This window comes from Actinoplanes sp. NPDC020271 (genome assembly GCF_044388125.1).
In the GTDB taxonomy this organism is placed as follows: Bacteria; Actinomycetota; Actinomycetes; order Mycobacteriales; family Micromonosporaceae; genus Actinoplanes.
In genome coordinates this window covers 1-23,165 of the sequence record NZ_JBIRWQ010000041.1, presented here as the reverse complement: position 1 = coordinate 23,165, position 23,165 = coordinate 1, and the positions used below count along the sequence as shown (strand labels likewise).

The following is a 23,165-nucleotide window of genomic DNA, read 5'->3' as shown; positions in this document are numbered from 1 at the left end:
AGGACGCCTGCGGGCCGGGCCGGGACTCCGGCGACGGGACTGCCGCGGCACGATGGGCCGGTCAGCCGGAGGCCAGGGCGCGGGAGATGGCGCGGGCGCTGGAGCGGACCAGCGGGGCCAGCGCGTGCGGGGAGAACGTGCCGTGGCGCACGACCAGGGAGACCGCGGCGATCACCGTGTTGTGCCGGTCGCGGACCGGGGCCGCGACCGACAGGGCGTCCTCGGTGACCTGCCGGTCGCTGACGGCGAACCCGTTCGTCCGTACGTCGGCAAGGGTTTTGATCAAGATCTTGGGGTCGGTGATCGTGTGCGCGGTGAACCGCTCGATCGCCGACCCCAGGATCTCCCGCTGGACCTCCGCCGGGGCGTGCGCCAGCAGGACAAGGCCGACGCCCGTCGCGGACAGCGCGAACCGACCGCCGACCCGGGTGTGGACCGGAACGGCCCGGCTGCCGGCGATCCGCTCGACGAACACCAGCTCGCTGCCCTCGCGCACGGCCAGCTGCACATTCTCGTGAGTGACCTGGGACAGGTCCTCCAGGTAGGGCAGCGCTCGTTCGCGCAGCCCCTGCCCGCGCGGCGCCAGCGCGGCGACCTCCCACAGCCGCAACCCGACGTTGTAGCGGCCCGCCGCGTCGCGTTCCAGCGCGCCCCAGGCGAGCAGCTCGGCGGCCAGCCGATGCACTGTCGACAGTGGCAGCCCGGCCCGCCGGGCCAGGTCGGTGAGGGTCAGCGAGGTGTGCTGCGGCCCGAACGCCTCGAAGATCCGTAAGGCGCGGCCGAGCACCGGCCCGGTGGCCGGGCGCTGAGGAGGCATCCCCGGAGTCTTCCGTATTACGGAAAGGCCCGATGGCAGAATGCGACGCCGGTCACACAATCCAGCGATGACGTCGTTCATTCAGCACCAGTGGTATGTGGCCGCCTACGGCCGCGAGGTCGGGCGCGAGCAGTTCTCCCGGACCGTCTGCGGCGAGTCGATCCTGTTCTGGCGCACCGAGGCCGGCGCGGTGACCGCGATGTCGGACCGGTGCGTGCACCGCCGGTTCCCGCTCTCCGAGAAGCCGAGCCATCTGGTCGGCGACACCGTGGTGTGCGGCTATCACGGCTTCACCTACGGCGCGGACGGCGTCTGCGTGGCGGTGCCCGGCCAGGCGCGGGTGCCGCGGACCGCGCGGCTGCGCACCTACCCGGTGATCGAGCAGGACTCGTTCGTCTGGGTGTTCATCGGCGACCCCGCGCTGGCCGGCGACGTCCCGATCCCGCGCGCGCCGTGGCTGGACCTCGAGGGCTGGACCGCGGTCTCCGGGATGGAACCGCTCGCCGCCCGGGCCGGCCTGCTGATCGACAACCTGATGGACCTGTCGCACGAGACCTACCTGCACGGCGGCTACATCGGCACGCCCGAGGTGGCCGAGACGCCGATCAGCACGAGCGTCGACGAGGAGGCCGGCATCGTCTACGTGTCGCGGCGGATGGCCGACGCCGCGTGCCCGCCGTTCTACGCCGAGTCCACCGGCATCACCGGCAGGATCACCCGCTGGCAGGACATCGAGTACACCCCGCCGTGCCTGTACAAGCTGCACAGCCGGATCGCTCCGGCCGGCGTGCTGCCGCGCGAGGACGGCACCGACCCCGACGCGTTCCACGTCGAGGTGGTCTACGCGATCACCCCGGAGACCGAGAGCAGCACGCACGACTTCTGGGCCGTGGCCCGCGACTTCGCCCTCGACGACCAGAAAGTGAGCGACTTCCTCGCGGAGAGCAACCGGACCGTGGTGCTGCAGGACGTCGCCGCCCTCGACACCCTGGAGAGCGTGATCGCCGGCGAGCCGGACGGCTACCAGGAGCTGTCGATCAACATCGACACCGGCGGCCTGGCCGCGCGCCGCATGATCGCCAAGCTGGCGCAGCGATGAGCGAGAGGATGCTGCGGGTGGACTGGATGCCGGGCTCGGACCGGCTGCACGGCCGCTGCCACTGCCGCGCCGAGGCCGAGTCGGACGACCCGGTCGCGCTCTGGGACTGGCTGCAGGCCCACCCCGACCATCCGGCCGCGGGGCCCGCCCGGCCGCCGGCCACGCCGCTGCCGCGCCCGCCGGCGCACCTGGTCCGGGAGGCACCGCGTGCTGTTGCTCGTTAGCCGCCGGACCGCGATCGCCGACGGGGTCGTGGCCCTCGAACTGCGCCACCCGGACGGCCGGGACCTCGACGCCTGGACGCCCGGCGCGCACATCGACCTGATGCTCGGCGAGGGCCTGATCCGGCAGTACTCACTGTGCGGCGATCCCGGCGACCGCTCGGTCTGGCGGATCGCGGTGCGCCGGGAGCCCGGGAGCCGCGGCGGATCCCGGCACGTCCACGACGTACTGTCCGAGAACGATCAGGTCGAGGTGAGCCCGCCGCGCAACCGTTTCCCGCTGCGCCCGGCAACCCGATACCTGTTCCTGGCCGGCGGCATCGGGATCACCCCGATCCTGCCGATGCTCGCCGAGGCGACCGCGGCGGGGGCGGATTGGCAGTTGCACTATGCCGGCCGGACCCGTGGGTCGATGCCATTCGATCAAGAGCTGATGAGCGCGTACGGCGATAGAGTCGCGCTCCACCCGGAGGACACGCACGGCCTGATGGACCTGGATGCCCTGCTCAGCGACGTCGATCTGGACACCCTGGTCTACTGCTGCGGCCCGGAGAGCCTGTTGCGCGCGGTCGAGCAGCGCCGGGCAACCGTGTACGTCGAGCGCTTCGCGCCGCAGTCGGCGGCTGCGTCCGTACCCCATCGGGAATTCGACGTTGATCTCAGGAACAGCGGCCGGACACTGACCGTGCCCGCGGATCGATCAATTCTCGACGTGCTCGAAGCGGCCGGTGTCCAGGTCCTGTCGTCGTGCCGGGAGGGCACGTGTGGCACCTGCGAGACGACCGTTCTCGACGGTGCCGTCGACCATCGCGACGTCCTGCTGACCGAGGACGAGCGAGCGACCGGCGACACCATGTTCATCTGCGTCTCCCGGGCCGCCCCCGGCCACCGCCTCGTGCTCGACCTGTGACGATCGCGCCGAAGCGCGCCACCCAGCGCGACCCGCTGACCGCGATCACCGGCTGCGCGGTTTCGTCGCGGTGATCCTCGGCCCGATCAGCAACCTGGCGGTCGTCGTGACCGGAAGCGTCATCTTCGCTCTTGGCCCGGCCCCGGTGTACACGATGCCCACCGGCCTGATCGTCGCGAACACCCGCCCCGGCCGGGCCGGCTCGGCGAGCGCGGTCGCCGAGACCGGCGTCGAGCTCGGTTCGCGCCGGCCGGCCCTGGTGGTGTAAACACCCCAGCCGGATGCCGGCGCCATCCCGCGTCCCGGCGTCGACACCGATGGCGACCTGCGTGAGCACGCCGAGGCCGGCGAGACCACCGGCCTGGTCGAGGCAGCCGGACGGTTGGTGCTTGCTTGCCACCCTGTCCGGGTGTCCCTAGCATCCTCGGCCGAAGGCCTCTCACGGCCTTGCCGCTTCCCGGCGACGCGTCGGCCGGGCCGACGCGCGGGGCGGCCGTCCGGCACCGCACTCCATCGACGGGGGTTGCCGCACATGCCACTCGATTTCAGCCTGCTCTACTTCGCCAATCGCGAGGCCACCGACCCACCCAGCGAGTACGAGCTGCTGCGTCGCTCGGCACAGTTCGCCGACGACAACGGCTTCACGGCCCTGTGGGTGCCCGAACGGCATTTCCACCCGTTCGGCGGAGCCTTCCCGAACCCGGCGCTCGCGGCCGCGGCGCTCGCCGCGGTCACGAACCGGATCCGGCTGCGGGCCGGGAGTGTGGTCCTGCCCCTGCACGACCCGCTGACAGTGGTGGAGGACTGGTCGTTCGTCGACAACCTGTCCGGCGGCCGGGTCGACATCGCCTGCGCGACGGGCTGGAATCCCAACGACTTCGTGCTCGCACCGGACGGGTTCGCCGACCGGCGCGAACGCACCCTCGACGGCGCCGAGACGCTGCGCGACCTGTGGGCCGGCAAGAAGGTGACACGACGCAACGGCGCGGGGGCGCAGGCCGAGGTCATGACCTATCCCCGGCCGGTTCAGCCGGAGCTCCGGCTGTGGCTGACCTGCGCGTCCAACCCGCAGAATTTCGCCGACGCCGGCGCGCGCGGGATGAACGTGCTGACCGCGCTGCTGTTCCAGCGGGTCGAGGACCTCGAGCCGCGGATCCGGGCGTACCGGGAGGCGCGGGCGTCGGCGGGCCTGGATCCGGCGACCGGCGTCGTCACGGTCATGCTGCACACCTTCGTGGGGGAGTCCGACGACGCCGTGCGCGCGATCATCCGGGAGCCGTTCCTGCGGTACTTGGAGTCCTCGATCGACCTCTGGCGCACCAAGTGGGCGGACCTCGGTGCCGGGCCGCGTGACAAGCTGGTCGCGTTCGCCTTCGAGCGCTACTTCCGTACCTCCGCTCTGTTCGGCTCCTGGGACCGCTGTGTGACCTTCGCGCGTGATCTTCGCGCGGCCGGTGTGGACGAGATCGCCTGCCTCATCGACTTCGGCGTCGCCGACGAGACGATCCTCGGCGCGCTGCCCTGGCTGACGAAGGTGCGTGACCTCGCACAGGACTGATCCGGCGCCGATCGGCGCGCAAACGTTAACCCTCAGGGAACCTCGCTCTGCCGATGCTGGGGTCATGAAGAAGCCGATTCTCTTTGGCAGCGTCGCGCTGGCCGTCGTCGCGACTTTCGCTCTGAGCGCCTGCAGCGACGGCGGTTCCGGTCCGTCCGCCGAGGACACCGAGAAGATGACGCAGTACGCCAAGTGCATGCAGCAGTACGGGATCAACATCCCGATCCCGGGCGAGGCCGAGCCGCCCGGCGGCCTGGTCACGGTGAGCACGACCGATCCGAAGGCGCTGGCCGCCCGGTCGGCGTGCGCGCGGCTGGAGCCCGCGACGAACAAGCAGGGAAAGATCGACCCCGCCCAGGAGGACCGGGTCCTGAAGCTGGCGGCTTGCCTGCGGGCCGAGGGCATCAAGGCCAAGGACCCGGCGGCGGGTGAGCTGACCGTGACCCTCGAGGAGGGCGTCACCTACACCCAGCAGCAGCTGGTCGACGCGTATACGACCTGCAACCAGCAGGTTCCCGCGGTGGCGAAGTAGCGGCGAGTCGATCGTGTTCTGTCCTTTCCTTCCACCGGCCGGAGGCTGACATGCTGGATGCCGACACCTTTCCCGCGCGGGACGACGGGCGGGCGCCGGACACACCGCCGCCGGAGACGGGCCCGCCGGAGACCGGCCCGCCGACCGGCGAGCCTGAGGCCGGGTCGGCCGCGTCGCCGCGGCGTGGCCGACGGCGAGGGGTCCTCCTGGGCGGTGCAGCGGTGCTGGTCATCGGCGCGGGCGCGGGCTGGTATGCAGCCCAGCAGAACGAGAGTCCGGCGACGACCAGCAACTCCAGCCTGCCGACGGCATCGGTCGTGCGGACCAACCTGACCAAGACCCTCGACATCGACGGCACGCTGGGGTACGGCGAGAGCCTCCGGGTGCTCGGCGGCGGCTCGGGACGGCTGACCTGGCTACCCAAGGTGGGTGACGTGATCGAGCGCGGTGACCGGGCCTACCGGGTGGACGGGACCTCGATCCCGCTGTTCTACGGTGCCGCGCCGCTGTGGCGGACCCTGAGTCAGGGTGTCGCCAGCGGCTCCGACGTGTTGCTGCTGGAGCAGAACCTCAAGGCTCTGGGGTACGCCGACGGTGTGACCGTGGACCGTACGTACACCTGGGCGACCGCGCGGGCGGTCAGAAAGTGGCAGAAGGCCCAGGGCCGGGCACAGACCGGCACGGTGGGCCTGGACGACGCGGTGGTGCAGCCGGCCGCGATCCGGGTGACCAAGGTGGAGGCGGTGCTCGGCGGCTCGCCGGGCGGCACGCTCTACACCGCCAGCGACACCCGCAAGGTGGTTTCCGTCAACGTGCCGGTCAACGAGGCACAGGCCGTGGCGCGCGAGGGCGCACAGGTGCGGGTCGAACTGCCGGGCGGCAAGAAGGTCGCCGGGAAGATCTCCGGCGTGGGCACGGTCGCCACCAGCGCGTCCGGGTCGCAGGCGCAGACCGGTCAGGGCACGGAGACCGCCACCGTGCTGGTGACGATCACGCTGGACAAGAAGAGCAGCGAGAAAACGCTGGACGGCGCTCCGGTGACCGTCGGCTTCTCCAGCAGCGAGCGCGAGAACGTCCTGGCGGTGCCGGTCAACGCGTTGCTGGCCACGACCGACAAGGATTATGCGGTGCGCGTCGTCGATGCGAACGGGACGGTGCGTACGGTGGCGGTGCAGCTGGGGATCTTCGACGGGGACAACGTCGAGGTCACCGGTGACCTGTCCGAGGGCATGAAGGTGCAGGTGCCGCCCTCATGAGCGCCGACGGGACGCCGGTCCTCGCGGTTCGTGACGTCACGAAGACGTACCCGGGTGGTGTGCATGCGCTGCGGCACGTCTCGCTGGAGGTCGCCGCGGGAGAACTGCTGGCGGTGGTCGGCCCGTCGGGATCCGGCAAGTCGACGCTGCTGCAGCTGATGGGCACCCTGGACAAGCCGACCTCCGGCCAGGTCCTGATGCGCGGGCACGATGTGGCGCGGCTGCCCGACCGGCAGCTGGCCGCGATCCGGGCCCGCTGGATCGGGTTCGTCTTCCAGCAGTTCTTCCTGACCGCACACCTGTCCGCGGTGGGCAACGTGGCCACCGGGCTGCTCTATCACGCGGTGCCGCCGCGGGAGCGCCGCCGCCGCGCCGAGGTGGCGCTGCGGCGGGTCGGCCTGGGGCACCGCCTGGACCACCTGCCGCACCAGCTCTCCGGTGGGGAGAAGCAGCGGGTGGCGATCGCCCGTGCGCTGATCGGCGACCCGCCCCTGGTGCTCGCCGACGAGCCGACCGGCAACCTGGACTCGGTCTCCGGGGCCGGCGTGCTGGAGCTGCTGCACGAGCTGAACCGGGGCGACACCGCGATCGTGGTGATCACCCACGATCGCGAGGTGGCGGAGAGCCTGCCGCGCCGGCTGGAGATCAGGGACGGGCGCATCCACCACGATTCCGCCGCGAGGACAGTGGGGGTTCCGGCATGACCAAGGTGCCTCTGCCTGATCCGGCCCGGCTCCGCGGGACCGATCTGGTCAACGTCGGGCTCGACGGGCTTCGTGGCCGGCCGATGCGCGCGGCGCTCTCGGCGATCGGCATCGCGATCGGGGTCGCCGCGATGGTGGGCCTGGTCGGTGTGAGCACGGTCAGCAAGGCCGGGCTGATGGCGCAGATCAAACAGCTGGGCACCGACATGCTGACCGTGTCGGCCGGGGCCACGCTGACCGGTCAGACGGCCGTTCTGCCCGAGACCGCCGAGGGCATGGTCACCAGAATTCCCGGTGTCGCCAAGGTGTCCGCGGTCGGCGCGGTCACGAACGCGACCGTGCGCCGGACCGACCACATCGAGCCGACCAACACCAACGGGATCGCGGTGCAGGCCGCCCGTACCGACCTGCTCGAGTCGCTGAGCGGCAGCATGCAGTCCGGTGTCTTCCTCAACGCGGCCACCAGCAAGTACCCGGCGGTCGTCCTCGGTTCGGTCGCCGCCAAGCGGCTCGGCATCGATCAGGCCGGCTCGCACGTCTACATCGCGGGCCGCTACCTGCTGGTCGTCGGGATCACCAACGGCCTGCCGCTGGCACCGGAGATCGAGCGATCCGCCCTGCTCGGCTGGTCGTACGCCACCGAGCTGGGCTTCGACGGCCACGCGACGTCGCTCTACGAGAGGTCCACCGAGGGCTCGGTCCAGTCGGTACGCAACGTCATCCGGGAGACCGTGAACCCGGAACACCCCGAAGAGGTGCAGGTCAGTCGTCCCTCCGACGCGTTGACAGCCGAGGCGGCCGCCAACAACGCGTTCAACGCGCTCTTCTTCGGGCTGGGCGCGGTGGCCCTGCTCGCCGGCGGTGTCGGCGTCGCCAACATCATGGTGATCTCGGTGCTGGAACGTCGGCAGGAGATCGGTCTGCGTCGTTCGCTGGGTGCGACCCGAGGACAGATCCGGATGCAGTTCCTCACCGAGTCGGTCACCCTGTCGGCGCTGGGCGGGACCGCCGGGGTCCTGCTGGGGCTCGTCGGCTGCATGGTGTTCGCGGCGGTCAAGGGCTGGCCGCTCGCCCTGCCGGCCCAGGCGATCATCGGTGGCGCCGTCGCCTCCGTCCTGATCGGCGCCGTGGCTGGTGTCTACCCCGCCCGGCGTGCCGCCCGGCTCACCCCGTCGGAAGCGCTCGCCACGATCTGACCGGTTTCCCCGTGCCGGTCCGGGAAGGTGCCCCCGTTGCTCGCCATGCGGGCCGGGGGCACCTTTTTCGTATGCCGTCCAACCGTCCGTCTCCACCACTTGGACACCTGGACGACAGTGCTGTCAGAGATCCGGCGGAAATTGTCAAATTGCCCCTTGAGCTGGAGCGACGTCCATTCCGCACTGGTGTCCAACCGGCATTTCAAACGGTTGGACGGGATGCGACCCGGCCATTTCCTACGCGCCATTGTGGAACTGCTTCGAGTGCGTTGGAATCGGCTGGCCGTTCTCCGCCGATCGCTGAAAAAACAGCGATCGGCGATCGGTGCTTCGACGTGGCTCGATGCCTAAGGAGTTGCCGCGATGATCCCTCTGTCCTTCGCCCAGCGCCGGTTGTGGTTCCTGGCTCAGCTGGAGGGCTCGAGCGTCACCTACAACGAGGTGTTCGCCGTGACGTTGCGCGGCCGGCTCGACACCGTCGCGCTGGACGAGGCGATGCGGGACGTGCTGGCACGCCACGAGTCGCTGCGCACCGTCTTCCCCGCCCGCGACGGCGAGCCCTACCAGCGGATCCTCGATCCCGATGAACTGGACTGGCGGCTGGAGGTGCGCTCCGCCGGCCCGCAGGACGTGGCTGTCGAGGTGACCCGGGCCGGACAGCAGCCGTTCGACCTCGCGGCCGAGGTACCACTGCGCGGCCGGCTGCTGCGGATCGGACCCGACGAGCACGTGCTGATCCTGGTGGTGCACCACATCGCCGGTGACGCCTCGTCGCGCCGTCCGCTGAGCCGGGACATCGCCACGGCGTACGCCGCACGGCTGGCCGGCGCGGCGCCGGCGTGGGAGCCGCTGCCGGTGCAGTACGCCGACTACACCCTGTGGCAGCGGGAGCTGCTCGGCGACGAGTCCGACCCGGACAGCCTGCTCTCCCGGCAGGTCGGCCACTGGCGCCGGACGCTGGCCGGCGCCCCGGAGGAACTGGCCCTGCCGGCCGACCGGCCTCGGCCGGCGGTCGCCGGCCACGACGGCCATCGGGAGCCGCTGCGCATCGCGCCGGAGACGCACCTGCGGTTGGCGGAGCTGGCGCGGACCGAGGGCGTGACCCCGTTCATGCTGCTGCACGCCGCGCTGGCGGTGATGTTGTCGCGGCTGGGTGCGGGCGCTGACATTCCGATCGGGTCGCCGGTCGCGGGTCGTACCGATCCGGCTCTGGAGGATCTGGTCGGGTTCTTCGTGAACACGCTGGTGATCCGTACTGATCTGTCGGGTGATCCGGATTTCCGGCAGGTGCTGGGTCGGGTGCGTGCGGCGTCGCTGGGTGCGCTGGCGCATCAGGACGTGCCGTTCGAGCGGTTGGTGGAGGAGTTGGCGCCGGTCCGGTCGCTGGCCCGGCACCCGCTGTTCCAGGTCGTCCTCAGCTTGCGGAACGAGGACGACGCGCCGTTCCGGCTGGCCGGCGTGTCCGCAGCCACGATTCCCCCCGCCCGGGCCGTGGCCCGCTTCGACGTCGAACTCACGATGGCGGAGAACGTCGACGAGGCCGGGCGCCCGGCCGGGCTCACCGGGCAGTTCGTCGGGTCGGCGGACCTCTTCGACGCCGCCACGGTCGCCCGGCTCGCGCGGTACTTCGTGCGGGTCCTCGAGACCGTGGTGGCGGCGCCGGGCGTACGCGTACACACCGTCGACGTGCTGGATGCCGGGGAGCGGCGGGCGCTGGAGAGCTGGAACGACACGGCGGTGCCGCTGCCGGTGTCGTCGGTGCCGGAACTGTTCGCGGCCCGGGTCGCGGCGGCGCCGGACGCGATCGCCCTGGAGACCGGCGCCGCACAGGTGTCGTATCGGGAGCTGGACGCCAGGTCGGATCGGGTGGCGCGCTGGCTGCTCGACCGCGGGACCGGTCCGGAGACCCGGATCGGTGTGGTGATAGACCGGTCGGCCGGCCTGGTCGCCGTGCTGCTGGGCATCGTGAAGACCGGTGCCGCGTACGTGCCGGTCGACGCCGGGGTGCCGGAGTCGCGGATGCGCGCGATGCTGGACCAGGCCCGGGTCGATCTGGTCCTCGTGGACGATCCCCGGGCGGCCCTCGCACCGTTGTGGGCCGATCTGGTGGTGACCGATCAGGGCTGGTGGGACGCCCTGCCCGAGCCGCGTCCGGTGGCTGTTGCGTGCGCCGCCGAGCAGCCGGTGTATCTGATGTTCACCTCGGGGTCGACGGGCGTGGCGAAGGGCATCGCGGTGACCCATCACAACGTCGTGGACCTGGTGCGCGACAGGTGCTGGGGCGTGGGACCGGACGCACGGCTGCTGATGCAGGCGCCACACTCGTTCGACGCGTCGGTGTACGAGCTGTGGCTGCCGTTGCTCTCCGGCGCCCGGGTGGTGCAGGCGCCCGCGGGCCGCTTCGACGCCGAGGTGCTGCGGGCGCTGATCGAGCGGCACGAGCTGACCCATGTGTTCGTGACAGCGGGTTTGCTGAGCGCCGTCGCCCAGGACGACCCGGGAGCCTTCCGCGGGGTGCGCGAGGTCAGCACCGGCGGCGACGTGGTCCCGGCGGCTGCGGTGCGCGCGATCGTGCGGGCCGCTCCCGGCGTGGTGGTCCGCAACCTGTACGGCCCGACCGAGGTGACCCTGTGCGCCACCCAGGCGGTCGTGTCCGACCTGACCGGCTGGGATCACGGCGACCAGGCGGGTGTGCCGATCGGGCGCCCGCTGGACAACACCCGCGCCTACGTGCTCGACGATCGGCTGGCCCCGGTGCCGCCGGGCGTGCTCGGCGAACTGTACGTCGCGGGCACCGGACTGGCCCGCGGCTACTGGGACCGCGCGGACCTGACCGCGGAGCGGTTCGTGGCCGATCCGTTCGGCGCCGGCGGCCGGCTGTATCGCACCGGTGACCTGGCGCGGTGGACTCCGGCCGGGATGCTCGAGTTCGCCGGCCGGGCCGACGAGCAGGTGAAGATCCGCGGGTTCCGCGTCGAGCCGGGCGAGATCCAGACGGTCCTGACCGCCCACGAGGCGGTCGCGGGGGCCACGGTGATCGTGCGGGAGGACACGCCGGGTGACCGTCGCCTGGTCGGCTACGTCGTGGCCCGGCCGGATGCGGTGCTCGACGGCCGTGCGGTGCGCGAGTTCGTGGCGTCCCGCCTGCCCGAGTACATGGTGCCGTCGGCCGTCGTGATCCTCGCGGAGCTGCCGCTGACCACCAACGGCAAGGTGGACCGGCACGCCCTGCCGGCACCCGTCCACCAGGCCGGCGCCGGCCGGGGACCGAGGACCGCGCGCGAGGAGATCCTGTGCGGGCTGTTCGCCGACCTGCTGGGGCTGCCCCGGGTCGGCGCCGACGACAACTTCTTTGCCCTCGGCGGGCACTCGCTGCTGGCCGTGCGGCTGATGAGCCGCATCCGGCGGGTGCTCGGCGTCGAGGTGCCGGTGCGGTCGCTGTTCGACACGCCCACGGTGGCCGGGCTGGCCGCCCTGGTCGAGGATGCCCGGGCGGCTCGCGAGGGGATCCGGGTGCGGGAGCGGCCGCCGGCGGTGCCGCTGTCGTTCGCGCAGCAGCGGCTGTGGTTCCTCGGCCAGTTGGAGGGGCCGAGCACCACCTACAACGTGCCCCTGGTCATGACCGTGCCGGGAAGGCTGGACGCCGACGCGCTGCGGGCGGCGGTCGCCGACCTGCTCGGCCGGCACGAGGTGCTACGGACCGTCTATCCGGCCGTGGCCGGTGAACCGGGCCAGGTGGTTCTGCCGGTCGGGTCGGTCTCCGCCGGCGTGCACGTCGTCGAGGACCTGACCGGTGACGTGGACCAGGTGGTGGCGGCGGCTTCCGCGTACGTGTTCGACCTGTCCGCCGAGGTCCCGGTCCGGGTGACGGCGGTGGTGACCGGCCCGGACGAGTTCGTGCTGGTGGTCCTGGTGCACCACATCGCCAGCGACGGCTGGTCGATGCGCCCGCTCTGGCGGGACCTGCGGCAGGCGTACACGGCACGGTGCGCCGGCGCCGCGCCGGACTGGCCCGAGCTGCCGGCGCAGTACGCGGACTACACCCTGTGGCAGCGCGACCTGCTCGGCGACGAGGCCGACCCGGCAAGCCTGATGGCGGAGCAGATCGCGTACTGGCGGCGGGCGCTGGCCGGTGCGCCGGACGAGCTGGCCCTGCCGGTGGACCGGCCGCGCCCGGTGGTGGCCGGCCACCGCGGGTACCGAGTGCCGCTGAGGGTGCCTGCCCCGGTGCACGAGCGGCTGGCAGACCTCGCGCGCGCCGAGGGCGTGACGGTGTTCATGGTGCTCCAGGCGGCGTTGGCGGTGATGCTGTCGCGCTCCGGCGCCGGTGACGACATCCCGACCGGGTTCGCGGTGGCCGGCCGTTCCGACGAGGCGCTCGACGATCTGGTCGGCTTCTTCGTCAACACGCTTGTCCTGCGTACGGATCTCTCCGGTGACCCGGACTTCCGCCAGGTGCTCGTCCGGGTGCGTGAGGCGTCGCTGGAGGCGCTGGCGCATCAGGACGTGCCGTTCGAGCGGCTGGTGGAGCAGCTGGCGCCGGCCCGGTCGCTGACCCGCCACCCGCTGTTCCAGGTGATGATGACCTTCCAGAACATCGAGCGCGCCGATCTCGGGGCCGGCGGCGGCAACGAGCCGCAGGCGCCGTCCGTGGCCGCGGCGAAGTTCGACCTCGAGGTGTCGATCGCCGAGGAGTTCGACGGGGACGGCCGGCCGGCCGGTCTGCGCGGGCACGTCGGCGCGACCCGGGACCTGTTCGACGAGCCGACCGTGCACCGGATCACGGGCTGGTACCAGCGGGTCCTCGAGACGGTGTCGGCCACCGCGGACGTGCGGCTGCACGACGTCGACCTGCTGGACGCCCCGCAGCGTGCGCAGGTGCTGACCGGATGGAACGACACCGCGGCGGAGGTGGCGGCCGGCGACGTCGTGGAGCTCTTCGAGCGGTGGGCGACGCAGTCCCCGCAGGCCATCGCGGTGACCACCGGCGCCGTGTCGCTGACCTACGCCGAGCTCGACGCCGCGGCGAACCGCCTGGCCAACTACCTCGTCGCGCAGGGCGTCGGCGCGGAGTCGGTGGTCGGGCTCTGCCTGCCGCCCGGGACGGACCTGGTCACCGCCATCCTCGCGGTGTGGAAGGCCGGTGCCGCCTACCTGCCGGTCGATCCGCAGTACCCGGTGCAGCGGATCATCTTCACGCTCGCCGACAGCCGGGCGGTGCTGCTGCTGACGGACGAGGAGACCTCGGGCGACCTGCCGGTGCCGGGCCTGACCCGGATGGTCGCGCTGGACGACCGGTTGGTGGCGGCGCAGGTGGCCGCCGCGCCGGCGACCGCGCCGCCGGTGCCGGCCGTGGACCCGGCCGGGCTCGCGTACGTGATCTACACCTCGGGCTCGACGGGCACGCCGAAGGGCGTGGCGGTGACCCGCGGCGGCCTGGCCAACTACGTCTCCTGGGCGGCCGGCGCCTACCGGATGCGCCCGGGTGGCGGTGGTGCGCCGCTGCACTCGTCGATCGCGTTCGACCTCACCGTGACCAGCGTCGTCGTCCCGCTGGTGTCCGGGTCCGCGGTGGTCGTCAGCCCGTCCGGCGACGCCGAGGGCCTGGCCGCGCTGATGCGTGAGCGTGGCGGGTTCGGGCTGGTCAAGGCGGTGCCGGCGCATCTGGCGCTGCTGTCGGAGTCGCTCTCCGACGAGCACCTGGCCCGCGCCGCCCGGACCTGGGTGGTCGGCGGTGAGGCGTTGCCGGGCGCCCTGGTGCGGTCGTGGCTGGACCGGGCGCCGGGCTCGGTGGTGGTCAACGAGTACGGCCCGACCGAGACGGTCGTCGGCTGCTGCGTCTTCGAGGTGTCGGCCGGGCAAGAGGTCGGCGGCACGGTGCCGATCGGCCGGCCGATCGCGAACACCCGGCTGTACGTGCTGGACGAGCGCCTCCGGCCGGTCCCGCCGGGCGTGGCGGGGGAGCTCTACATCGCCGGGGCGCAGGTGGCCCGCGGGTACGCGGGACGGCCCGGGCTGACCGGTGAGCGGTTCGTGGCCTGCCCGTTCGGAACCGGCGAGCGGATGTACCGCAGCGGCGACCGGGCGCGGTGGACCGGTGACGGACAGTTGCTGTTCCTGGGCCGCGCCGACGAGCAGGTCAAGATCCGCGGCTTCCGGATCGAGCCGGGTGAGGTGGAGGCCGTCCTCGACGTGTGTCCGGGGGTCGGCCGTTCGGCGGTGATCGTCCGCGAGGACGTCGAGGGCGATCGACGGCTCATCGCGTACGTGATCCCTCGTGATCTTGATCTTGGGGTTGACGCCGGCGCGGTGCGGCGGTTCGCGGCCGAGCGGCTGCCGGAGTACCTGGTGCCGGCGGCGGTGGTGGTGCTCGCCGAGCTGCCCCTGACGGTGAACGGCAAGCTGGACCGCGCCGCGCTGCCCGCACCGGACTACGCGTCAGGTCCGGGGCGTGGACCGGTGTCGGTGCACCAGGAGCTGCTCTGCGGGTTGTTCGCCGACGTTCTGGGTGTGCCGTCGGTAGGGCTCGACGACAGCTTCTTCGAACTGGGCGGTCACTCGCTGCTCGCGGTGCGGGTGCTCTCCCGGATCCGCGCGGTCCTCGGCGTGGACCTGCCCGTGCGCCTGCTTTTCGAGAACCCGACCGTGGCCGGGCTGGCCGCCCGGATCAGCGACGCCACCCGGGCTCGGGAACCGCTGACCGCAGGCGAGCGCCCGGAGCGGATCCCGCTCTCCTTCGCGCAGAGCCGGCTGTGGTTCCTGCACCAGCTGGACGGCCCGGCCACCACCTACAACAACCCGGCGGTGCTCCGGCTCACCGGCGACCTCGACGTGGCCGCCCTGGGCGCGGCCCTGCGCGATGTCGTGGCCCGGCACGAGCCGCTGAGGACCGTCTTCGAGAGCGCGGACGGCGAGCCCTACCAGCGGATCCTCGCACCCGGTGAACTCACCTGGGACCTCGCCGTCCACCGGGTCGAGCCCGGCGGCCTTCCGGAGGCTGTCACCGAGGCGGTCGGGACCACCTTCGACCTCGCCACCGACCTGCCGATCCGGGCCACCCTGCTCCAGTCGGCCGCGGACGAGTTCGTCCTGGTGCTGGTCGTGCATCACATCGCCACCGACGGCTGGTCGATGGCGCTGCTGGGCCGGGACGTGTCGGCCGCGTACACGGCCCGGGCCCGTGGCGAGGCTCCGGTGTGGGAGCCGCTGCCGGTGCAGTACGCCGACTACGCCCGATGGCAGCGCGACCTGCTCGGCGACGAGTCGGACCCGGCCGGACTGATGGTGGAGCAGATCGCCTACTGGCGGCGGACCTTGAGCGGCGCCCCCGGGGAGCTGGCCCTGCCGGTGGACCGGCCGCGGCTCGCGACGCCGGGCGAGCGAGGACACCGGGTGCCGTTCGAGGTGCCCGCCGACCTGCACCACCGGCTCGTCGGCATGGCACGGGCCGAGGGCGTGACGCCGTCGATGGTGTTCCAGGCCGCCCTCGCGGTGATGCTCTCCCGGGCCGGCGCCGGAACGGACATCCCGATCGGCACCGTGGTCGCCGGGCGCACCGATGAGGCGGTGAACGAGCTGGTCGGGTTCTTCGTCAACACGCTCGTCGTCCGTACCGACCTCGCCGGCGGCCCGGAGTTCCGTGAGCTGCTGGCCCGGGTGCGCGAGGCGAACCTGGGGGCGCTGGAGCACCAGGACGTGCCGTTCCAGCGGCTGGTGGAGGAACTCGCGCCGCAGCGGACCGCCGGCCGCAACCCGCTGGTCCAGGTGGTGCTGAACGTGCAGAACACCGCGCCGGCCGTCCTCGAGCTGCCCGGCGTGCAGGTGGCCGAGGCCGCCACCGAGCTGGCCGGCGCCGCCACGTCGCCCGCGCGCTACGACCTGCATCTGACGCTCGACGAGACCTTCGACGAGCACCAGCGCCCGGCGGGGATCCGCGGCCTGGTCACCGCCGCGGCCGACCTGTTCGACCCGCTTTCGGCGGCGCGGATCACGCGGTGGTTCGCCCGGGTGCTGGACGTGGTGACAGCCGACGCCGGCGTCCGGGTCGACACGGTGAGCCTGCTCGGCGACGGTGAGCGCGAGCAGGTGCTGCACCGCTGGAACCAGACCCCGGAGCCGGGCGAGCGTCCGGCCGTCATCAGCCGCTTCCTGACGCAGGCGGCCGCCACCCCGGACGCCACAGCCGTGGTCGCCGGCGGTACGGCGACGACCTACCGGGAGCTGGCGGCAGCCGCCGGGCGAGTGGCCGCGTACCTCGCCGGCACGGGGGTGGGACCGGAGTCGGTGGTCGCGATCTGCTTGCCGGCCGGCCTGCCCACCATCACCGCGATCCTGGGCATCTGGCAGGCCGGGGCGGCGTACCTGCCGATCGACGACCGGCTGCCGGCGGAGCGCATCGCGTTCCTGCTCGCCGACAGCGGCGCCCGGCTGGTGCTCACCGATCCGCGGACGGACGCCGGCCTGACCGGGCAGCCGGCCGTGCACCTCGCCGGCCTGCCGGGGGAGGACGGCACGCACCGACCGGTCACGCCCGGCCCGGCCGCTCTGGCCTACATCATCTACACCTCCGGCTCGACCGGGACGCCGAAAGGCGTCGCGGTGACGCAGGGATCGCTGGCCACCTACGTGGCGGGGGTACCGGACCGGCTGGGCTGGGGTGCGCCCGGCGCCCGCTACGGGTTGCTCCAGCCGCAGGTCACCGATCTGGGCAACACGGTGGTGTTCATCAGCCTGGCCACCGGCGGCGAGCTGCACGTGCTGGACCCGGCGGCCGTGACGGATCCGGCCGCGGTCGCCGCCTACCTGCGCGACCACGAGATCGACTTCGTCAAGGCGGTGCCCTCGCACCTGGCGGCGCTGGCCGCCGCCGACGGCCCGGCCGCGGTGCTGCCGGCCCGGTCGGTGGTGCTGGGCGGCGAGGCGGCACCGGCCGCGTGGGTCGTCGAGCTGCTCCGGGCGGCCGGCAACCGCCGCGTGTTCAACCACTACGGGCCGACCGAGACGACGATCGGCGTGGTGACCGCGGAACTCTCCGCGACCGGGGTCGTCCCGATCGGCACGCCCATCGCCGGCACCCGCCTCTATGTGCTCGACGACCGGCTCGACGTGATGCCGCCGGGCGTGCCGGGAGAGCTCTACATCGCCGGGGCGGGGGTCGCCCGCGGCTACGCGGGCCGCCCCGCCCTCACCGCCGAGCGCTTCGTGGCCTGCCCCTTCGGCCGCGGCGAGCGCATGTACCGGACCGGTGACCGGGTCCGCTGGACCGCGGACGGGCAACTGGTCTTCCTCGGCCGTGCCGACGCCCAGGTGAAGATCCGCGGCTTCCGGGTCGAGCCGGGCGAGGTCGAGCAGACCCTGCTCGCCCACCCGGCCGTGTCGCGGGCCGCGGTGGTGGCCCGGCCGGAGGGACAGCTCGTCGCCTATGTGGTGCCCACCGGCGACCGACCCGCCGAGGCGGAGCTGCGGGAGTTCGTGGCGGGCCGGCTGCCCGACTACCTGGTCCCGGCTCGCGTGGTGACGCTCGAAGCGCTGCCCCTGACCGCCGCCGGGAAGCTGGACCGGCGTGCCCTGCCCGCGCCGGAGGAGATCACCGCGCCGGCCGGGCGGGCACCGGCCGATCCGGTCGAGGCGGCGCTCTGCGAGGTCTTCGCCCAGGTGCTCGGCCGCGACACGGTCGGCGTGGACGACAGCTTCTTCGAGCTGGGCGGGCACTCCCTGCTCGCGATCCGGCTGCTCTCGCGCATCCGGGCCCGGCTGTCGGCCGAGGTGAAGGTACGGACCCTGTTCGAGGCGCCGACCCCGGCCGGACTGGCCGCGCGGCTGACCGCCCCGGCCCGCGAGCGGATCCGCCCGCCGGTGCGGGCGACCGCACGTACCCCCCGGTTGCCGCTGTCGTTCGCGCAGCGCCGGCTCTGGTTCCTGGGCCGGCTGGAGGGCGCCGGCGCCACCTACAACATCCCGCTCACGCTGCGGCTCAGCGGCGACCTGGACACGGGTGCGCTGGAGGCGGCGCTGCGGGACGTGATCGGGCGCCACGAGCCGCTGCGGACCGTCTTCGGTGTCGCCGACGGCGAGCCGTACCAGCGGATCCTGGACGACACCGAGTTCGACTGGCAGCTACTGGTCCACCCGGTCGATGCCGCCGGGCTGGCCGCCGCGATCGCCGCCGAGTCCCGGTACGCCTTCGACCTGTCCGCGCAGGTGCCGATCCGCGCGACCCTGTTCGAGGCCGGCGCGGACGAGCGCGTGCTGATGGTGGTGGTGCACCACATCGCCACCGACGGCTGGTCGCACGCCTCGATGGGACGGGACCTGGCTGCGGCGTACGCGGCCCGGCTGCGGGGCGCCGCGCCGGTGTGGGAGCCGCTGCCGGTGCAGTACGCCGACTACGCGCTGTGGCAGCGAGAGCTGCTCGGTGACGCCGCCGACCCGGACAGTCTGCTGGCGGCGCAGGTCGCCTACTGGCGGGAGGCGCTCGCCGGCGCGCCGGAGGAGCTTGCGCTGCCGTCCGACCGGCCGCGTCCCGCCACGGCGAGCCATCGCGGGCACCGGGTCCCGGTGCGGATCCCGGCCGAGGTGCACCAACGCGTCGTCGAACTGGCCCGGGCCGAGGAGGCGACCCCGTTCATGGTGCTGCAGGCCGCCCTGGCGGTGCTGCTGTCGCGGCTCGGCGCGGGTACCGACATCCCGGTCGGCACCCCGGTCGCCGGGCGCACCGACGAAACGCTCAACGACCTGGTCGGCTTCTTCGTGAACAACCTGGTCATCCGTACGGACCTGAGCGGCGCCCCGGCATTCCGGCGCGTGGTGGGCCGGGTCCGTGAGGCGGGGCTCGGCGCCCTGACCCATCAGGACGTGCCGTTCGAGGTTCTCGTGGAGCAGCTGGCGCCGGAGCGGACTCTGTCCCGGCACCCACTGTTCCAGGTGATGCTGACGTTGCAGAACACCGAGTACGCCCGGCTCGACCTCCCCGGCGTCCAGGCCGAGGTCGTCGACCCGGAGTCCGGCATCGTGCACTTCGACCTCCAGGTGTCGCTGCGGGAGACCTTCGACGAGCTCGGTGCCCCGGCCGGGCTGACGGGTGGCCTGAACGTCTCGCTCGACCTGTTCGACGTGGCGACGGCCGAGTCGCTGGCGCGGCGGTGGACGCGGATCGTCGACATCCTGACCGCGGCACCGGACACGCGCCTGCACGAGGTCGGCGTGCTCGACGCGGCGGAGCGGGACCAGCTGGTGTCCGGCTGGAACGACACCGCGGCCGCCGTGGACGCGGCCTCGGTCCTGGAACTGTTCTCCCGGCAGGCGGCGCGCACGCCGGACGCGGTGGCGGTGGTGGCCGGCGGCGCCCGGATGACGTACGCCGAACTCGATCTGCGCTCCGGTCGGGTGGCCGGACACCTGCGTGAGCGGGGGGCCGGGCCGGAGTCGCTGGTCGCCCTGCGCCTGCCGCGTGGCACGGACATGATCGCGGCGATCCTGGGCGTGTGGAAGGCGGGTGCGGCGTACCTGCCGATCGACCCGGAGTTCCCCGCGGAACGGGTCGCCTTCCTGCTCGCCGACAGCGGCGCCGAGGTAGTCCTGGACGGCGAGTTGCCGCTGGCCGCCACGCCGGTCACCGCGGACCCGGGTGACCCGGCGGGCCTGGCGTACGTGATCTACACGTCCGGGTCGACCGGCGCCCCGAAGGGCGTGGCGGTCACGCACGGCTCGCTCACCAACTATGTGGTGTCGGTGTCGCAGCGGCTGGGCTGGTCCGAGGGCGACCGGTTCGCGCTGTTGCAGCCGCAGGTGACCGACCTGGGCAACACCATCGTCTTCGGCAGCCTGGTCACCGGTGGGCAGTTGCACGTGCTGGACGCCACCGCGGTGGTCGACGCGGACGCGGTCGCCGGATATCTGGCCGAGCACCGCATCGACCACGTGAAGGTGGTGCCGTCGCACGCCATGGCGCTGTCGGTCCCCGCGGTGCTGCCGGCCCGGTCGCTGGTGCTGGGCGGCGAGGCCGCTCCGCGCGAGTGGGTGGCGTCGCTGGTGCGGCAGGCGGACAGCCGGCGCGTGTTCAACCACTACGGCCCCACCGAGGCGACCGTCGGGGTGACCACCGCCGATCTGTCGGCATGGGCCACGTCCGGCGCGACGAGTGTGCCGATCGGATCGCCGATCGCGAACACCCGTCTGTACGTACTGGACGACGGGTTGTCGCCGGTCCCGGCCGGGGTCACCGGCGAGTTGTACGTTTCCGGCGCGCCGCTCGCCCGCGGCTACGTGAACCGGCCCGGTGCGACCGCCGAGCGGTTCGTGGCGTGTCCGTTCGCCGTGGGCGAGCGCATGTACCGGACCGGTGACCTCGTGAAACGTCATGCGGACGGTCAGCTGGTCTTCCTCGGCCGCTCGGACGAGCAGGTGAAGATCCGCGGCTTCCGGGTCGAGCCCGGCGAGGTCGAGCGGGTCCTGCTCGGGCATCGCGACGTCCGGCAGGCGGCGGTGATCGCGCAGGACGAACGGCTGGTCGCCTATGTCGTCGCGGATGGCGACGTCGGCGAAAGCGGGTTGCGGGCTTTCCTGGCGCAGTGGTTGCCCCAATACCTGGTGCCGTCGGCGTTCGTGACGTTGCCGCAGCTGCCGCTGACCGGCAACGGCAAGCTCGACCGCGCCGCCCTGCCGGCCCCGGACCGCAGCGTGGTCCCCGGAAGGGCACCGGCCACGGTACGCGAGGAAGTCCTCTGCGCGGTCTTCGCCGAGGTGCTCGGCCTGGACGCGGTCGGTGTCGACGACAACTTCTTCGAGCTCGGCGGGCACTCGCTGCTGGCCATCCAGCTGCTGTCGAAGATCCGGGCCGCGCTCGGTGCCGAAGTGCGGATCCGGGCGCTGTTCGAGACGCCGACGCCGGCCGGGCTGGCCGTGGCGGCCGGCGCCGAGACCGTGGCCGTCCCGGAGAACCGGATTCCCGCGGGAGCGGGCCGGATCACCCCGGACATGCTTCCGCTGGCCCGACTGTCGCAGGCAGAGATCGACGGCCTGGTGGCCGAGGTGCCCGGCGGCACGACGAACGTGGCCGACATCTACCCGCTCGCCCCGCTGCAGGAGGGCATGCTCTTCCACCACCTGATGGCCGGCGACGGCGAGGATGTCTACCTCAACACCCGCCTGCTGGAGTTCGACTCCCGCGAGCGGCTCGACGCGTTCGCCGCCGGGTTGCAGCACCTGGTGGATCGGCACGACGTCTACCGCACGGCCTTCTTCTGGGCCGGCCTGCCGGAGCCGGTGCAGGTCGTGTGCCGCCGGGCGGTGCTGCCGGTGGTGGAGCACCCGGCTGCCGCGGACGCTGCGGATCCCGTCCTCGCCGCCGGGCGGACGATGAAGCTGGACCGGGCGCCGCTGATGGACCTGCACGCCTTCCCGGCCGGCGACGGCCGCTGGCGGGCCGTGGTCCGGATGCACCACATGGTGATGGACCACCAGGGCATGGACGTGCTGATCCGGGAACTGCGGGTGGTGCTGGCCGGTGACGGTGCCTCGCTGGCGCCGGCGCTGCCGTTCCGCAACTTCGTGGCGCAGGCCCGGGGCGGGGTGGACCGGGCCGAGCACGAACGGTACTTCGCCGGCCTGCTCGGCGACGTCACCGAGCCGACGGCGCCGCTGGGCGTCCTGGCCGTCCGGGGTGACGGCGGCGATGTGGCGTCAGCAACCGTGCCGATGGACACCGGGCTGGCGGCGCGGCTGAGGTCGGCCGCCCAGCGGCTCGGCGTGAGCGCCGCGACGGTGCTGCACGTGGCGTGGGCACGGGTGCTGGCGGCGCTGGCCGACCACGACGACGTGGTGTTCGGCACGGTGCTGTTCGGCCGGATGAACGCCGGTGCGGGCGCCGAGCGCGTGGTCGGGCCGTTCATCAACACCCTGCCGGTCCGGGTGGACACCGGCCGGCTCGGCGTGCGGGAGGCCGTGGCGGTCATGCGTGACCAGCTCGCCGCGCTGCTCGAACACGAGCACGCCCCGCTCGCCGTCGCGCAGCAGGCGAGCGGCCTGGACAACGACGTGCCGCTGTTCACCGCGATCTTCAACTACCGGTACACCGGCCCGCGTACGCCGGAAGGCGCCGCGCCGGTCCTGGACGGGGTACGCCAGATCGGGGGCCGGGACCGCACCAACTACCCGCTCGCGGTCTCGGTGAACGACGAGGGCGCGGCGGGGCTGAGCGTCGGCGTGCAGGCGGTGGCGCCGATCGAGCCCGAGCTGGTCGCCCGCCTGCTGCACACCGTCCTGGCCGGGGTGCTGGCCGCCCTCGACGCGGACGACGACCGCGGCCTGGACGAGGTGCCGCTGATCGACGGCGACGAGCACGCCCGGCTGCTCGCGCAGGGCACCGGTGTCCCGCGCAAAGCCGCGGCCGCCTCGATCGTCGAGCTCTTCGAGCTGCGTGTGGCGGAGTCGCCGGACAGCGTGGCGGTGCGTGCCGACGGGACCGAGCTGACGTACGCGCGGCTCGACGCGGAAGCGAACCGGCTGGCGCACCACCTGCGCGCGCTCGGTGTGGGCGCCGAGTCGGTGGCCGGCATCTGCCTGCCCCGCGGCGCGGAGGTGATCACCGCGATCCTGGGCGTGTGGAAGGCCGGTGCGGCGTACCTGCCGATCAGCCCCGACCTGCCGGCGGAGCGTGTCGCCATGATGCTGGCGGACGCCGGCGCGAACGTCGTGATCGCGGACCGGCCGATGCCCGGTGCGCAGGTGGTCTCCCTGGACGACGCGCGCGGCGACACGGACACCGCACCGGCTGTCACCGTCGATCCGGCTGCTCTGGCGTACGTGATTTACACGTCGGGGTCGACGGGTGTGCCGAAGGGTGTGGGGGTTTCGCATGGTGCGGTGGTGAATC

At 72.8% G+C, this 23,165-nt stretch carries 11 protein-coding genes; 10 read left to right on the top strand and 1 reads right to left on the bottom strand.

What is annotated here, in order from left to right; translation table 11 throughout:
* Positions 1-61: 61 nt before the first annotated feature.
* Positions 62-817, bottom strand: a complete 756-nt coding sequence (locus tag ACH442_RS44570; protein ID WP_396344248.1) for an IclR family transcriptional regulator — start codon at positions 815-817, stop codon at positions 62-64.
* Between the two features lie 67 nt (positions 818-884).
* Here ACH442_RS44570 and ACH442_RS44565 point away from each other — a divergent pair, with 67 nt between their 5' ends.
* From ACH442_RS44565 to ACH442_RS44520, 10 genes are all read left to right on the top strand, one after another.
* Complete coding sequence (locus ACH442_RS44565; RefSeq protein WP_396344247.1) at positions 885-1,916, top strand: Rieske 2Fe-2S domain-containing protein; 1,032 nt, start codon at positions 885-887, stop codon at positions 1,914-1,916.
* Positions 1,913-2,140, top strand: coding sequence for a hypothetical protein (locus ACH442_RS44560; protein WP_396344246.1), 228 nt, complete (start codon positions 1,913-1,915; stop codon positions 2,138-2,140). Before ACH442_RS44565 ends, ACH442_RS44560 begins: the two co-directional genes overlap by 4 nt.
* Entirely contained in the window at positions 2,124-3,047 is a 924-nt protein-coding gene (locus ACH442_RS44555; protein WP_396344245.1) for a PDR/VanB family oxidoreductase, read from the top strand. The genes ACH442_RS44560 and ACH442_RS44555 overlap by 17 nt, the downstream gene beginning before the upstream one ends.
* 70 nt (positions 3,048-3,117) lie before the next feature.
* Entirely contained in the window at positions 3,118-3,315 is a 198-nt protein-coding gene (locus ACH442_RS44550) for a hypothetical protein (RefSeq protein ID WP_396344244.1), read from the top strand.
* Positions 3,316-3,579: 264 nt separating this feature from the next.
* Complete coding sequence (locus ACH442_RS44545; RefSeq protein ID WP_396344243.1) at positions 3,580-4,605, top strand: MupA/Atu3671 family FMN-dependent luciferase-like monooxygenase; 1,026 nt, start codon at positions 3,580-3,582, stop codon at positions 4,603-4,605.
* A gap of 64 nt (positions 4,606-4,669) precedes the next feature.
* Entirely contained in the window at positions 4,670-5,137 is a 468-nt protein-coding gene (locus ACH442_RS44540) for a hypothetical protein (protein WP_396344242.1), read from the top strand.
* Positions 5,138-5,187: 50 nt separating this feature from the next.
* Positions 5,188-6,393: an efflux RND transporter periplasmic adaptor subunit gene (locus tag ACH442_RS44535; RefSeq protein WP_396344241.1), complete on the top strand. Its 1,206-nt coding sequence runs from the start codon at positions 5,188-5,190 to the stop codon at positions 6,391-6,393.
* Positions 6,390-7,097, top strand: a complete 708-nt coding sequence (locus ACH442_RS44530) for an ABC transporter ATP-binding protein (protein ID WP_396344240.1) — start codon at positions 6,390-6,392, stop codon at positions 7,095-7,097. The genes ACH442_RS44535 and ACH442_RS44530 overlap by 4 nt, the downstream gene beginning before the upstream one ends.
* Positions 7,094-8,293: an ABC transporter permease gene (locus tag ACH442_RS44525; protein WP_396344239.1), complete on the top strand. Its 1,200-nt coding sequence runs from the start codon at positions 7,094-7,096 to the stop codon at positions 8,291-8,293. Before ACH442_RS44530 ends, ACH442_RS44525 begins: the two co-directional genes overlap by 4 nt.
* 363 nt (positions 8,294-8,656) lie before the next feature.
* Positions 8,657-23,165: amino acid adenylation domain-containing protein (locus ACH442_RS44520; RefSeq protein WP_396344238.1), on the top strand; the 14,509-nt coding region annotated here is incomplete at its 3' end.